The sequence below is a fragment of the Brachybacterium timonense genome (genome assembly GCF_900258505.1).
Taxonomy (GTDB): Bacteria; Actinomycetota; Actinomycetes; order Actinomycetales; family Dermabacteraceae; genus Brachybacterium; species Brachybacterium timonense.
The window spans coordinates 47,325-60,295 of sequence record NZ_LT984895.1 but is presented as its reverse complement, the minus strand read 5'-3'; the positions used below and the strand labels follow the sequence as shown (position 1 = coordinate 60,295).

The 12,971-nt window shown below is 69.6% G+C and carries 11 protein-coding genes; 6 read left to right on the top strand and 5 right to left on the bottom strand.

The features are described 5' to 3' along the window. Window positions 1–333 precede the first annotated feature (333 nt). Window positions 334–870, top strand: a complete 537-nt coding sequence (locus tag C8271_RS00240; protein ID WP_170957742.1) for a peptidylprolyl isomerase — start codon at window positions 334–336, stop codon at window positions 868–870. Between the two features lie 331 nt (window positions 871–1,201). On the opposite strand, the gene C8271_RS00235 is transcribed toward C8271_RS00240, so the two are convergent. Continuing rightward, window positions 1,202–3,592 carry an MMPL family transporter gene (locus C8271_RS00235; protein ID WP_106505622.1) on the bottom strand — a complete coding sequence of 797 codons (2,391 nt, stop codon included), beginning with the start codon at window positions 3,590–3,592 and terminating at the stop codon, window positions 1,202–1,204. Between the two features lie 333 nt (window positions 3,593–3,925). Here C8271_RS00235 and C8271_RS00230 point away from each other — a divergent pair, with 333 nt between their 5' ends. Together C8271_RS00230 and C8271_RS00225 are read left to right on the top strand one after the other, a co-directional pair. Further along, window positions 3,926–5,158 carry a winged helix DNA-binding domain-containing protein gene (locus C8271_RS00230; protein WP_106507760.1) on the top strand — a complete coding sequence of 411 codons (1,233 nt, stop codon included), beginning with the start codon at window positions 3,926–3,928 and terminating at the stop codon, window positions 5,156–5,158. A gap of 137 nt (window positions 5,159–5,295) precedes the next feature. Next, the gene (locus C8271_RS00225; protein ID WP_106505621.1) at window positions 5,296–6,243 is read left to right on the top strand and encodes a rhomboid family intramembrane serine protease; all 948 of its coding nucleotides are present in this window, start codon (window positions 5,296–5,298) and stop codon (window positions 6,241–6,243) included. Window positions 6,244–6,554: 311 nt separating this feature from the next. On the opposite strand, the gene C8271_RS00220 is transcribed toward C8271_RS00225, so the two are convergent. Beyond that, window positions 6,555–7,181, bottom strand: coding sequence for a pyroglutamyl-peptidase I (locus tag C8271_RS00220; protein ID WP_106505620.1), 627 nt, complete (start codon window positions 7,179–7,181; stop codon window positions 6,555–6,557). A gap of 104 nt (window positions 7,182–7,285) precedes the next feature. Between C8271_RS00220 and C8271_RS00215 the strand changes: the two genes are divergently transcribed. Continuing rightward, a complete protein-coding gene (locus C8271_RS00215) occupies window positions 7,286–8,041 on the top strand; it encodes a GNAT family N-acetyltransferase (protein ID WP_106505619.1) in 756 nt (251 codons plus the stop codon). A gap of 30 nt (window positions 8,042–8,071) precedes the next feature. Here C8271_RS00215 and C8271_RS00210 read toward each other — a convergent pair whose 3' ends face one another. Beyond that, window positions 8,072–9,655 carry a serine hydrolase domain-containing protein gene (locus tag C8271_RS00210; RefSeq protein ID WP_106505618.1) on the bottom strand — a complete coding sequence of 528 codons (1,584 nt, stop codon included), beginning with the start codon at window positions 9,653–9,655 and terminating at the stop codon, window positions 8,072–8,074. Between the two features lie 130 nt (window positions 9,656–9,785). On the opposite strand from C8271_RS00210, the gene C8271_RS00205 reads away from it, so the two are divergent. Then, on the top strand, window positions 9,786–10,523 hold the full coding sequence (locus C8271_RS00205) for a glutamine amidotransferase (RefSeq protein ID WP_106505617.1): 738 nt from the start codon (window positions 9,786–9,788) through the stop codon (window positions 10,521–10,523). A 26-nt stretch (window positions 10,524–10,549) separates the two neighbouring features. After that, on the top strand, window positions 10,550–11,398 hold the full coding sequence (locus C8271_RS00200; RefSeq protein WP_106505616.1) for a GH25 family lysozyme: 849 nt from the start codon (window positions 10,550–10,552) through the stop codon (window positions 11,396–11,398). A gap of 128 nt (window positions 11,399–11,526) precedes the next feature. On the opposite strand, the gene C8271_RS00195 is transcribed toward C8271_RS00200, so the two are convergent. Then, the gene (locus C8271_RS00195) at window positions 11,527–12,000 is read right to left on the bottom strand and encodes an SRPBCC family protein (protein WP_106505615.1); all 474 of its coding nucleotides are present in this window, start codon (window positions 11,998–12,000) and stop codon (window positions 11,527–11,529) included. A 198-nt stretch (window positions 12,001–12,198) separates the two neighbouring features. Next, window positions 12,199–12,837, bottom strand: coding sequence for a pyridoxamine 5'-phosphate oxidase (gene pdxH / locus C8271_RS00190; RefSeq protein ID WP_245920671.1), 639 nt, complete (start codon window positions 12,835–12,837; stop codon window positions 12,199–12,201). Between the last annotated feature and the right edge of the window lie 134 nt (window positions 12,838–12,971).

Here is a 12,971-nt window from a genome sequence, read left to right as displayed (position 1 = left end):
GTCCATCACGCGCGGGAACGTCCGGCTGGCCCGTCGCGCCAGGGACGTATGCCGACACAGTGTCCATCACGCGCGGGAACGTCCGGCTGGCCCGTCGCGCCAGGGACGTATTCGTGAAGCCGTGCCAATATTGCCGCGGCTCCACGCATACCGCCACGGATTGACATACCCCGGCCGTTCCAGCCCGGCCCCGCATGCCCGGCCCGGCCCCGCATGCCCAGCCCGGCCCCGCATGCCCGGCCCGGCCCCGCGCGTCCAGCTTGGCCGCGCCCCGTCCAGCCGAGCGCACCGCCGCCGCACCGCCCGCCCGAAGCCGTGTGCGAGGATTGCGTCATGTTCGCGACTCTGCACACCAACCATGGGGACATCCGCCTGGAGCTGTTCCCGAACCACGCCCCCAAGACCGTCGAGAACTTTGTGGGACTGGCCGAGGGCACCCGTGAGTTCACTGACGCCGAATCCGGCCAGAAGGTCACTCGCCCCTTCTACGACGGCGTCATCTTCCACCGCATCATCGACGGCTTCATGATCCAGGGCGGCGACCCGCTCGGCACCGGCACCGGCGGCCCCGGCTACACCTTCGACGACGAGATCTCCGAGAAGAACTTCGACGAGCCCTACAAGCTGGCCATGGCCAACGCGGGCAAGCGCCAGAACGCCCTGACCGGCCGCCCCTCGGGCACGAACGGTTCGCAGTTCTTCATCACTGTTGCCCCCACCCAGTACCTGCACGGCAAGCACACCGTGTTCGGTGAGGTGGCCGACGACGACTCGAAGAAGGTCGTCGACGCGATCGCCGCGGTCAAGACCGATATGCGTGACCGTCCGCTCGAGGACGTCGTGATCGAGAAGGTCACCATCGAGAAATGATCACCCCTCTCGGCTCCGTCGGCCGCTGAACAGCCCGAACGCTCCGCAGCGACGGAATCCGAGACGCACAGAACAGCGCCGCCCCGGCATAGGGACGGCGCTGTTCTGTCACGTGCGGCATGAACCGGGCCGCAGCCTGGTGGGGCCGACGGGCTGATCTTGGTTCTCCGGGATCGCTCGTGCACCCTGGCCGCAGGCATGCCAGGTGCGCCGGGGTGTTCCGTGATCGTCGTTGCATCCAGCCCGCAGCCAGACGGAGCCGCTGGTTCCCTCCGGGGTGGGTGTGCCCACGAGCGAGATGCAGGGTAGCCAGACGGAGCCGCTGGCTCCCTCACGGGCGGGTGGGCCACCACATGCGGTCGCCGATCCGGGCGAACAGCGCCGGAACCAGCATGGTGCGCACCACCAGGGTGTCCAGCAGCACGCCCAGGCCCACGATCAGCCCCAGCTGGAACAGCACCACGAGCGGCAGCACACCGAGCGCGGCGAACACGGCTGCGAGCACCACGCCAGCGCTCGTGATCACCACACCGGTGGATCCGACCGCGCGCACCATGCCCGTCGCGGTGCCATGCTCGGCCGCCTCGTGCCGGGCGCGATGTACCAGGAAGATCGTGTAATCCACACCGAGCGCCACCAGGAACAGGAAGGCCAGCAGCGGCACGGTCACATCCAGTGCCGGGATATCGAACAGGGCGCCGCCCACCCACAGGCCCAGCCCGATCGCGGCCATGGTGCTCAGCAGGTTCGCGGCCAGCAGCACGAACGGTGCGACCAGCGAGCGCAGCAGAACCACCAGCACCACAAGCACCACGGCGAGGATCATCGGAGCGATCACGGCGAGGTCCCGGAACGAGTCTTCGCGCACCTCCAGCGCTGTGGCGGACGTCCCGCCCACCAGAGCCTCCGGTGCGGTGTCAGCGGCAGCCGAGCGCAGGGCCCGCACCTCATCGAAGGCCGCATCGGACTCCGGCTCCGCGGAACCGATCGCATCGATCACGCTCCAGCCATCGCCCGTCTGCCCAACGGGTGTGACCCGCTCAATGCCGGGCACCGTCTCCAGCTGAGCCGTGAGCGCATCCGCCTGCACGGTGGGCACCGCGACGCGGTGAGGCGCCGATTCACCCGCCCCGTAATGCTCGGCCATCACCGCGAAACCGCTCGCGGATTCATTGGTGTCAGCGAACTGCTCGGACTGGGCGAGCCCCACCCGCGTGCCCACAAGGCCTGTGGCCAGCAGCCCCAGCAGCGCCACCACACCGATCGTCCAGGCAAGCGGACGAGCGATCACAGCAGAGGCGATGCGGCCGAACACACTGTGCTCAGCAGAATCCGCACGGGGTGGGGCCGACGGGACATCAGCGGCCGACCCCGCGGCCGCCCCCGTGGCACCCGCGGCTGCCGCCGTGTCTCTCGTGACCCCCGCGCCTGCCCCCGTGACCCCCGCGGAGCTGGCCTCGTCGAAAGCAGCCTGGGCGTGGGTGGGTTGCTCGGCGCGGGGCACGAACGGCCAGAACACCCGTCGGCCGGTGACCGCGAGCAGCGCGGTCAGCGGGAACAGCACCGCCAGCAGCGCGAGCAGCAGGCCGGCGGCGGATGCGATTCCCAGGCCACGTGTGGCCGGCATGACCGCGAGCAGCAGGGTCAACAGGGCGAGCACCACCGTGAGGTTCGAGGCGAGGATCGCCGGGGCAGTGCCGCGCCACGCGGTCGCGAGCGCCGTGCGGTGATTCTCGTGACGGCGCAGCTCCTCGCGGTAACGCGAGATCAGCAGCAGGGCGTAGTTCGTGCCGGCGCCGAACACCAGCACGCTGACCACACCGCCATCGAAGGCCAGCTGCATCTGCTCGCCCAGGAAACCGGTGACCGAGCGGGACGCCCCTTCGGCCAGGGCCACGACCGTCAGCGGCAGCAGCCACAGCACGGGGGAACGGTACGTGAGCAGGAGCAGCACAGCCACGACGGCGAGGGTCACGGCGAGCAGCCGGAAGTCGGCACCTGCGAACGCGCCACGAATGTCGGCCCCCACAGCCGGGCCACCGGTGACCTGCACCTGCAGGCCGTCCGGCGTCCACTGTGAGGCGGTTGCGCGTAGATCCGCGATCTCCTGATCCACCTGCTCGTCATCGCGCTGCACATCGACGGTGGCCATCGCCAGATCAGCCTTCCCATCCTTAGAGGGCATGGGGCCGAGGGCCTGTCGGCCGGTCTGAGCGGCGAGCTGTTCGCGCAGCTTGGCGATCGACGCCTGGTCGGCGTCGGTGAGCTCGCCACCATCGGCGCGCGTGACCACGGCGAACACCGGCTGGTAGCGCTGCCCGTCGAGCCGTTCCGCGATCGCGTGAACCTGTGAGGACTCCGCCTCAGCGGGAAGCGCGTCCATGCCGGCCACCGGGCCCGTGCCGCGGATGCCGCCCATCACAGCGAGCAGAAGCATCACGGAGATAGCGAGCACCGCCCAGGCGGAACGGCGACCGGTGAGCAGGCCGGCGAGGCGGCCGACGCGATCCGTCGGCGCCGAATCCGGGGCGGGTGAGCTCTGCGCGGCTGAACCAGGGGCGGGCGAACCGGGAGCGGGTGAACGTGGAGTGGGGGAACCGGCGGCGGCCGAACCGGGGGCGGCCGAACCATGGTCGGGCGAACCCGGGGCGCTGCGGTCAGTGCTCAGATCGCCGACTGGCTCAGCAGATGACTGCCCAGGACGAGTGTGAAGAGTGGACATGTAGGGACCTCGTGACAGAAGAAGGAAGCGAGCGCTGATCAGGCAGCACTCCAGATGTGCCCCAACCTAGGAATCTGCAGGTCGCAGCGGATCAACCATTCGATGGATTCTCGGACCAGCGCCGGAACCACTGTGGCGATCGACTGTGTCGAGCGGGGATCGCCGAGTGAGCGAGCGGAAGAGAGGTCCGGGACGGGTCGCAAAACGGCCGGGAAGTGCCGAGCGAGGCTCGTTCCGTCACGAGCGGTAGGGCCTGCCGTGCCGACCGCATCGACGAGCGCTGTTCCCGTTATGCCCGTCGTGTCTGTCGGACCTGCTCGCTACGCTCGGCCCATGACGCATCGCCATCTCGCCGGAGCGCGCATCCTCGCTCAGGGGCTCGTGCCGCCCTCTGTCAGTGAGCCGTCCACCTCCGCCGCGGTGTCATCCTCAGGCACCGAGGAGCGGACTGCGTCGTCGACCTCGACGGCGGCGTATCCGACGCCTGCGCAGGTCGCTCATGGGTTCGCTGCTCACCAGGGTCAGGATCTCTCCGGCGTTGTCTCCTCCCTTGCTCTGCGCAGTGGTGGCGACGCGGCTGCGGTCCTCACCGCGTTCGATCGCGGCGAGATCGTGCGCGGCTACCCGATGCGCGGCACCGTCTTCGCCACCTCCGCCGCGACCCTGCCATGGCTCACCCAGCTGTGCGCTGGTGCCCCGGTGCGCGCCGCGATCAAGCGCCGCAGCAGCCTGGGCCTGACCGACGAGCATGTGGGCCGCGCGGGGGAGATCCTGGAAGAACTCGCCGTTCCGGCCTCCACCCCTGGCGTGGGCCGTGGAGTGACGCGTGCTGAACTGTTCGCGGCCTGGGAGGCAGCGGGCGTGCCGACCCGGGGTGGCTGTGGATACCACCTGCTCGTGCATCACATCTCCACGGGCACGGCCTGCTACGGACCGTGGCGAGACGGCGACACCGCCGTGGTGCATGCACCCACGTGGCTGCCGTCGGGCAGCGACCTCGAGGGCACGTTCCATGGTGATGAGCATGCGGCGCTCGCTGAGCTCGCGCTGCGGTACTTCACCAGTCACGGGCCTGCTTCGGTCCGCGATCTCGCCTGGTGGTCCAAGCTGCCGATGGGCCGCATCACCGCTGCGCTCGCCGAGGCCAGCGACCGTCTCGAGAGCGGCTGGGCCGATGCACAGGGGCGGCTGCACGCCGACCCGGCGAAAGCCGTCGCCTCCCGCGGGGAGACCCTGTACTGGCGGCCCGGCCTCGCAGAGGAGTACGCCGCACGGGAGAAGGAGACCATGCGCGAGCTCCTGCTGCCCGGCTTCGATGAGCTCGTGCTGGGCTATCAGGATCGGCTCTACCTCATGGACGATGAGCGTCACGCACGGCTCGTGCCCGGCAACAATGGCGTGTTCAAGCGCACGGCCGTGCGTCGTGGCGAAGTGGTGGGCATCTGGTCCCGCGCCGGGACGGGCAGCCGCCGACGGTTCGTGCTCGACCCCGTCACCCCGATCAGCCCCACGCAGACCTCGCGATTCGAGACGCTGTTCGCACGCTTCCCCTACCCGAGCGACTGAGACGAGCAGCCCCCGGGAAGAGGGCGAGTCGACCAGGTGGCGTGTACAGCGATCCGGACGGGTTCCCCCGGGCAGCGTGTACAGCGATCCGAGCGGCCGACGGCGGCTGTTCAGCGACGACATGGTGCAATGACTCCATGAACCGCCCCACCTACGGCTACAGCGCTGACGGATCCGACGACGGCTCTGCCGAGCACGAATCAGCCCATCCCACCTGCCCACGGCACCCGGATCGGGTGAGCTATGTGCGCTGCCAGCGCTGCGACAGGCCCGCCTGCCCCGCATGCCAACGGCCCGCCGCCGTCGGCATGCGCTGCGCTGACTGCGACCGTGAGCTCACCCGCAGCCAGGCCGCGGCACGGCCCCGCAACGCCATGGGGGCACGCATCGGCGCGGCAACCCCCATAGTCACCTACGTGCTGCTCGGGCTATGCGGCCTCGCGTTCCTGGGACAGACCGTCTCCGGCGGACTCGTCGAGGGCCTAGCGATCTTCAGCCCGTATCGCGTGCTCGCCATGCCGTGGATCTTCGTGAGCGCCGGTTTCCTGCACGCCGGGATCATGCATCTGCTGCTGAACGGCTACGCCCTGTGGATGGTGGGCCAGTACCTCGAGCGCTCCATGGGGCACTGGCGCTTCCTCGCGTTGTTCCTCATCTCTGTGATCGGCGGGCACACGGCGGTGCTGCTGTTCGCCAACCCGGCCGCGGATTCCTGGGTCACGTACACGCTGGGGGCCTCCGGCGGTGTCTTCGGCATGTTCGGCGCCATGTTCGTGGTGGGCAGGCGCATGGGTGCGCAGACCGGACAGATCGTCGTGCTGATCGTGCTGAACCTGGTCATCACCTTCACGGTGCCGGGGATCTCCTGGGAGGGGCACCTGGGCGGCCTTGTTCTGGGCACCGCCACCACGGCCGCGTTGTTCGCGTTACGGCCCAAGGCCACACCAGGGGCAGACCTCGCCGCCCTGTCCCGACGCTCAGCGATCCTGCACTCCGCGGTGATCGGCTGTGCCCTGCTGCTGTGCCTGACGCTGATCGCGGTCAAGGTCGTGCTCGCGGGGCCGGACATGTTCGTCAGCTGGTGACAGGGCCTGCGCGGTTTCTCACGACCGAGCTGCGCCCCGCCCGCGGAACGTTGCCCCGCGCGCAGAATCCCGCGCCGCTCACGAAGCTCGGCCCCCGTGCGCGAGGGGCCCGGAGTCCCCAGTTGACGGGGCCCGGGTACGGCATGCGTCGGCCCCCGTGCGCGAGGGGCCAGGAGCACGCGCGCAACCGTGTCGCCCACCGAATCACACCGATGTCATCTTCCCCAATTGTGGATAACTTTGGGGATATGTCTGCGGACTGGGGAACCACACCGGTGTGATTCGTCCACGACTGTGCACAACCCTGTGGATCAGTGTTCGGATCCTGCGGCGAGCGCCACATCCTGCGTCTGTGTGAGCGCCACCTGCGTCATTCGCGCGAGCGCCCGCGCCGTCTCCGACACGGGAAGATCCGTGGCGGCAGGTACATGGATGAAGCCGCCGCGAGTCCCGTCGGCGCGCCGCTCAAGCTGTGCCATGAGCAGGTAGAACACGTCATTGCACACGTACGTGCCCGCAGACTGCGACACCGCAGCCGGCAGATCGAGGTCCTCGCGGGTGGCCTGCACCATCGCCTTGATCGGCAGCGTTGACCACCGACCCACCGGGCCACCCACCTCGCAGGGCTCATCCACAGGGGAGGCGCCGGCGTTGTCCGGGATGCGTGCATCACGCACATTGATCGCCACCCGCTCGGGCGTGACCGACGTCCGCCCCGCGGCCAGGCCCACGGCGATCACCACGCGCGGCCGGTGCGACTCGATCGCCTCCTCGAGGATCTGCCCGGCCCGGGCGAACTCGACCGGCAGCTCGAGCCCCACGACCCGCACGCCCTCATGGTCCAGAAGGGGTGTGGCGGCGCGCACAGCCTCCCAGGACTCGTTCGTCGCCGCGCCCCCGAAGGGCGCGAAACCGGTCAGCAGAACGTCGGTCGTCATGGGTGGTCTCCTTCTATGTCGGGCAGGCTCGATGCCGACGATCGTGTGCATGGTTCGTGTGCACGGCACCCTAGGCGGCGCGGCCCTCGCCCTATTCTGGATCCATGCACACGCACGACGAGCCCGACGGCCAGGACCGGGGCAGGCAGGGCCGCCCCGATCTGTCTGGAGCGAAGGACGCAGCCCCGTCGGCCCCATCGGAGAGCACCCTGGTCGACTGCTTCGAGCCCTTCGGTCTCAGCATCACCGCAGACGACGTCACCCTGCGCCTGCTGCGCGATACGGACCTGCCCGCGTATGCGGCGCTGCTGCGTCGGCCTGTGTTCGAAGACCCCACCTCTGACCTGGTGTTCCCCTGGTACGCCGTGGACGCCGACGAGCGTGTGCGCAACGCTGTGCAGTTTCAGTGGCGCCTGCGCGCCGAGCTCAGCCCCGAGGACTGGACGCTCAGTTTCGGGGTGTTTCGTGACGGTGCGCTGATCGGTATGCAGGACGTGGCCGCGAAGCACTTCGCCGTGCGCCGCACGGTGAACACCGGCTCCTGGCTCACCCTCGCTGAGCACGGCAAGGGCATCGGCAAGCTCATGCGGCAGGCCGTGCTCGTGGTTGCTTTCGACCATCTCGGTGCCGAGCGCGCGGAGACCTCCGCCGTGGTGGGGAACATGCGTTCTTACGGCGTCTCCCGCGGCGCCGGATACGCCGACAACGGCTTCGAAGTGATCGAGGAGAACGGTGTGCGCAAGATGATGCAGCGCTTCATGGTCACCCCCGAGCGGCTGCGGCGCCCCGCCGTCGACGTGCAGGTGCACGGCCTGACCCCTGCACTGCGCGCCCGCCTGGGCGCACCACTCCTCGGCTGAAGCCGGGCGGTTCAGCGACTCGCACTCACGTCAGAGTGCACCGCCCCGGGGTCGCACCACCCGATCCGGCATGACGAACTCGTCGGAAGGCGTGAGCACCTGCCCGGTGTCGATCACACCCGTGCAGCGCAGTGAACCGGATTCATCGGCCACCCGTGCCAGCAGCGGCTCCGCCCACGTTCCATAGCCCGCATCACCCCAGGTCATCAGCCGGATGCAGCGTGCGCCCGGGGTGATCGGATCCTCCTGCACACCATCCAGTGCGAGCTCCAAGGCGGTGCTCGCGGGATCGGTGGCGGCACCGTCCAGGCAGAACAGGCGATCCCCGATACGGGCGATGCGGCTGCGCCCCCACAGCGAGTCATAGGTGCCCTCAACCAGGGCGGCAACGTCGGCGCCGTCGAGCTGTCGGTCATGGATCCTCACCGGGTCCTGCTCCGAGAGCACAGCGGGACGTTCCCGCCCATCGCTGGCCCCGCCGAGCGCCGCCGCGCCCTCCCAGGAGTCCGCTTCTGGGGCAGGGCGGCCGGCGGCGAGTGCCACCAGGCCCAGGATCCCGACCGCGAGCTCAGAACTGGGCGCATCCACGGCCGTGCCCAGCACGCTGACCGCCAGGCGTTCGCGGGGCACCGCCCAGGTGCGTGTGAGGCCCGTCGGGAAACCACCGGAGTGGCCGATCGCCGCGAAACCATGGAACCTGCCTTCCTGCAGGCCCAGTCCGTAGTGGCCACCGTCGCGCACCGTCCAGACCCGTCGGCGCATCTCCCGCAACGACCGTGGCTGCAGCAGCGCATCGTGGGTCAGCACCTCACCGGCGAAGCATGCGATAGCGGAGGCGGTGGCCCAGAACCCGGTCGCGGCAGCGAGAGCACCCGTGGGGATCTGTTCGACGGGGCGCCGCGGACCGTGGAGCATTGCGGTGTGGCCGAGCGCGAAACCGTCGGCCTGCTCGGGGCCTGCGGCGTCCGACGGCAGGTCCGGGCCGATCTCGTCGATGCCCACCGGCTCCAGCACCAGCTCCGTGACCGCCTCCGCGAACGGCGCGTCGGTGGCCTCCTCGATCACCAGGCCCAGGATGCCGTAACCGATGTTGGAGTACTGCAGGTGCACGCCCGGCTCGGTCACCACGGCGTGTGAACGGCACAGCTCCAGCAGCTGACGGCGGACAGGGAACGGGGTGCCCAGGCGCCACCAGCGTGAATCCGTCGAGTCCCGGGAGATGCCCGCCGAATGCGAGAGCAGATCCCGCAGGGTGCGATCAGCGACAGGCGAGTCGGCCAGCGCAGCGACGCGCTCGCCGACAGTGTCATCAAGCCGCAGACGGCCACGCTCCACCAGACGCATCACCGCCAGAGCCGTGAACATCTTCGAATGGGAGGCGATCCGCAGGCGGTGCGTCGGCAGCAGCGGGGTCGACGCCTCCATATCGGCATCGCCGACGGCAACATTCGCCACGACCTCGCCGTCATACCAGATAGCCGCCTGCAGACCGGACTGGCGGCGGCTGAAGCGCACATCCTCGAGCCAACCGGGCACTATCGCGGCCACATGAGCCAGCGCCTCGGGATCCAGCGAACGCGACGGGTGCGGGTGCGTGGTGTCAGCGGCAGACATGGGAAGCTCCTTCGAGGGCAGAGGGCGGTGCCAGCAGGCGCCGCATCGGCCGACGGGCCAGGGTACGCGGCATCATCGCCAGCAGGCCCGCCGCCGCCACGATATCCGGCCGCGCGGCTACGATGCCTCCGTGCAACCATTCCTGCTGATCACCACGCGCCCGGAGGACGAGGTCGTCCGCCTCGAGCACGATGCCTTCATCCGCTTCACCGGGCTGGCGGAGCCCGATCTGCAGTGGGTGCGCCTCGACCAGCAGGAGCTGCCCGAGATCTCCGCGGACGCGTTCTCCGGCATCATCCTGGGCGGCAGCCCGTACAACTCCTCGGACCACCCCGACGAGAAATCCGCAGCGCAGCGCCGCGCCGAGTTCGCGCTCAGCGGCATGCTCGACCGGGTGATCGAGCAGGACATCCCGTTCTTCGGCGCCTGCTACGGCGTGGGCACCCTCGGGCTGCACCAGGGCGGCGTGGTCGATCGGCAGTACGGAGAACTCGTCGGCATCGTCCCCATCACCATGACCGAAGAGGGCGAAGCCGATCCGCTGCTGCGGGCCTCCGGTCTGCCACGTACGTTCCACGGGATCGTGGGCCACAAGGAGGCGATCTCGCGCCTGCCCGAGCATGCGACCCTGCTGGCCACCGGGCAGAACGCGCCCGTGCAGATGTTCCGCATCGGCACCCGCCAGTACGCCACCCAGTTCCACCCCGAGCTCGATGTGCCCGGCCTGATCGACCGGCTCAGTGCCTACCGCGACCACGGCTACACCTCCCCCGGCACCTTCCACGCCACCGTCGAACGCCTGCGCTCTGGCCGTATCGACCACACGGATCGGTTGCTGCGCGCCTTCGTGACGCTGTTCGCCCGCTGAGGACCGCCCGAGGACCCGCTGAGGACATGGCCCGCTTCACCCGCGCTCAGGTTCGGCGCCGTCAGCGCACGGCGATCGCACTTCTCGTGGTGCTGGTGCTCACGCTGGTCGGGTCCTGCACGGTGTTGCTGCTTCGGCCCGGCCGGGACGACGACCAGGCGCCGAGCCGGGACGCGGCCGGGCACGATGCCGTGATGACCGTTCCGGCGGTTCCTGCTGCGGCCCCGATCCGCGATCAGCTGCCGGACGGAATCGAGGCGGGCGCCGACGAAGCCATCGGCATCGACGTCTCCGCCCACCAGAAGCAGATCGACTGGACCGCGGCGGCCGCCGACGGGGTGACATTCGCCTACATCAAAGCCACCGAAGGTAGCGGGCACACCGACTCGCAGTTCGCTACGAACTGGACCGGGGCGCGCGATGCCGGGGTCACCGTCGGTGCCTACCACTACTTCACGCTCTGCTCACCCGGCGCTGACCAGGCCGCAGACTTTCTCGCCGCGGCACCGCCCGACGACGCTGCGCTGCCACCGGCCCTGGATCTCGAGTTCGACGGCGCATGCGATGAACGCCCCGAGGCCGACCATGCTGAGCAGGAAATCGCGGACTTCCTCAGCGTCGTCGAGAAGGCATGGGGCCGTCGCGCCGTGATCTACTCCTCGCGCGAGTGGCGCAGCCACTACGGCTTGTCCGTTGCGCAGGGGCGGCCTGACTGGCTGTTCTCTGACGGAGGCCGACCCTCTCAGCAGGATTGGGCGGTGTGGCAGCTGCGCTTCGACGGGCGCGTTGCAGGTATTGACGGTCCGGTGGACATCGACGTGCTGCGCGTCAAGGTCCTGCGTGAGCAGGCGAAACTCGATCAGGGTGACGGCTGAGCCTTGACGTGGGGCGGAGGGCCGACGGTACTCGTTGGTGTTCAGGCTGGGGGCTCGGGTGGGCGGATAGGGGCCGGGGAACCTGCGAGCCGGGACTGACAGGGCGCGTCGGTGCTCCGCGTACGGGATCAGGCGGTGGTGTCGTCCTCGGTGATCTGCGGGATCGCGCCGGTCTCCGCAGCGATCGCGGCGACTAGATCATCCAGGATGCGCGTCCACCGCTCCAGCAGTGCCTGACGTTCGGCGGGGCCCAGCAGCCGCTCCTGGTGCACGGTGATCGTGGTGCCCTCGACGGCTTCAGCGATCGTCACCTGGAACACCGTCTCGTGATCGAGGTCCGCCGGAGTCCAGCGCACACGTACACGGCGACCCACGTGACAGCCCACCACGCGGCCGCGCACTCGGCCGCGGGCGTCCGCGATCGGAGCGCCGACCATCTGCGGCAGGGAGGCCACACCCAGCCACGCGGGCAGCCATTCGGCGACCAGGCGCTGCCACACCTCGTCCAGCGGAGCACGCAGCTCGCGCTCGACATTCAGCTCCCAGCCGGCATCGGGGGTGAGCCCCACCGCAGTGGGCATGGACAGGCTCCGCGTGTTCATGGCTTCACGCTAGGGCGGCTCCGCATGGGCCACGAGGGGGCGCGTGAAGCTGTCCCAAGATGTTCAACGAGCGGTCGCTCAGCGGTCACCGTTGCAGGTCAGGTGCGGGCGGGTGGTCCCCCGCCCCTGCCGCGACGGATCCGAGGAGCCGTGTCGGGGCTTGGTGCGTGGTGCGCCCGACGCCCTCGCCGTGACAGGTCAGGGCTGCAGGCGGTGCGTCCGCCAGGTCCCGTCGGCGTTGGGCTCGTACGCGAACCGGTCGTGCAGACGATCTGGCCGACCCTGCCAGAACTCGAACCTCCGCGGCGCCACGCGGTACCCGCCCCAGTGCGGAGGCCGTGGCACGTCGGCCCCCTCGAACCGGGCTGACTCGCGGCTGACGGCAGCCTCCAGATCCTCGCGTGAGGCGATCGGCCAGGACTGGCGTGAGGCCCACGCCCCCAGCTGCGAGCCGCGCGGACGCGACGCGAAGTACTGATCGGACGTGGCGTCATCGAGCAGCTCCACGCGGCCCTCGATCCGCACCTGTCGCTGCAGCGGCGACCACGGCAGCAGCAGCGCGGCTGATCCGTGCCGCGCCAGCTCCCGCCCTTTCGCGGACTCACGGTTCGTGTAGAACACGAACCCGTCGGCGTCCCAGGACTTCAGCAGCACGGTGCGCGAGCGTGGAACCGGCTCACCATCAGCGCCCACGGCCACTGTGGAGAGCACCATTGCCGTCGGCTCCGGCAGATCACCGTGGCTGTCGCGGCGGGCGAATGCGTCGCGCATCCACGCCTCGAGCAGCGTGAACGGGTCGCCGGGTGGGTCCTCGAGCTGTCCCACGATGTATGTCATGCGTTCGGATGACAAGTCAGGGCTCATGGTGTCTTTCGTCGTCTGCGCAGCCAGTTCGTCGCATGCGTCGGGGCGGGCAGCAGCGGTGTGAGCGGGGGCACCCCAGCGCGTGGGTTCATCGCTGGCTCGCCCGG

Excerpts from the sequence above, each read along its gene's own strand:
- C8271_RS00225 (WP_106505621.1), top strand. The coding sequence starts at position 5,296 with ATGAACCGCCCCACCTACGGCTACAGCGCTGACGGATCCGACGACGGC.
- C8271_RS00240 (WP_170957742.1), top strand. The coding sequence starts at position 334 with ATGTTCGCGACTCTGCACACCAACCATGGGGACATCCGCCTGGAGCTG.
- C8271_RS00235 (WP_106505622.1), bottom strand. The coding sequence starts at position 3,592 with ATGTCCACTCTTCACACTCGTCCTGGGCAGTCATCTGCTGAGCCAGTC.
- C8271_RS00210 (WP_106505618.1), bottom strand. The coding sequence starts at position 9,655 with ATGTCTGCCGCTGACACCACGCACCCGCACCCGTCGCGTTCGCTGGAT.
- C8271_RS00200 (WP_106505616.1), top strand. The coding sequence starts at position 10,550 with ATGGCCCGCTTCACCCGCGCTCAGGTTCGGCGCCGTCAGCGCACGGCG.
- pdxH (WP_245920671.1), bottom strand. The coding sequence starts at position 12,837 with ATGACATACATCGTGGGACAGCTCGAGGACCCACCCGGCGACCCGTTC.
- C8271_RS00215 (WP_106505619.1), top strand. The coding sequence starts at position 7,286 with ATGCACACGCACGACGAGCCCGACGGCCAGGACCGGGGCAGGCAGGGC.
- C8271_RS00220 (WP_106505620.1), bottom strand. The coding sequence starts at position 7,181 with ATGACGACCGACGTTCTGCTGACCGGTTTCGCGCCCTTCGGGGGCGCG.
- C8271_RS00195 (WP_106505615.1), bottom strand. The coding sequence starts at position 12,000 with ATGAACACGCGGAGCCTGTCCATGCCCACTGCGGTGGGGCTCACCCCC.
- C8271_RS00230 (WP_106507760.1), top strand. The coding sequence starts at position 3,926 with ATGACGCATCGCCATCTCGCCGGAGCGCGCATCCTCGCTCAGGGGCTC.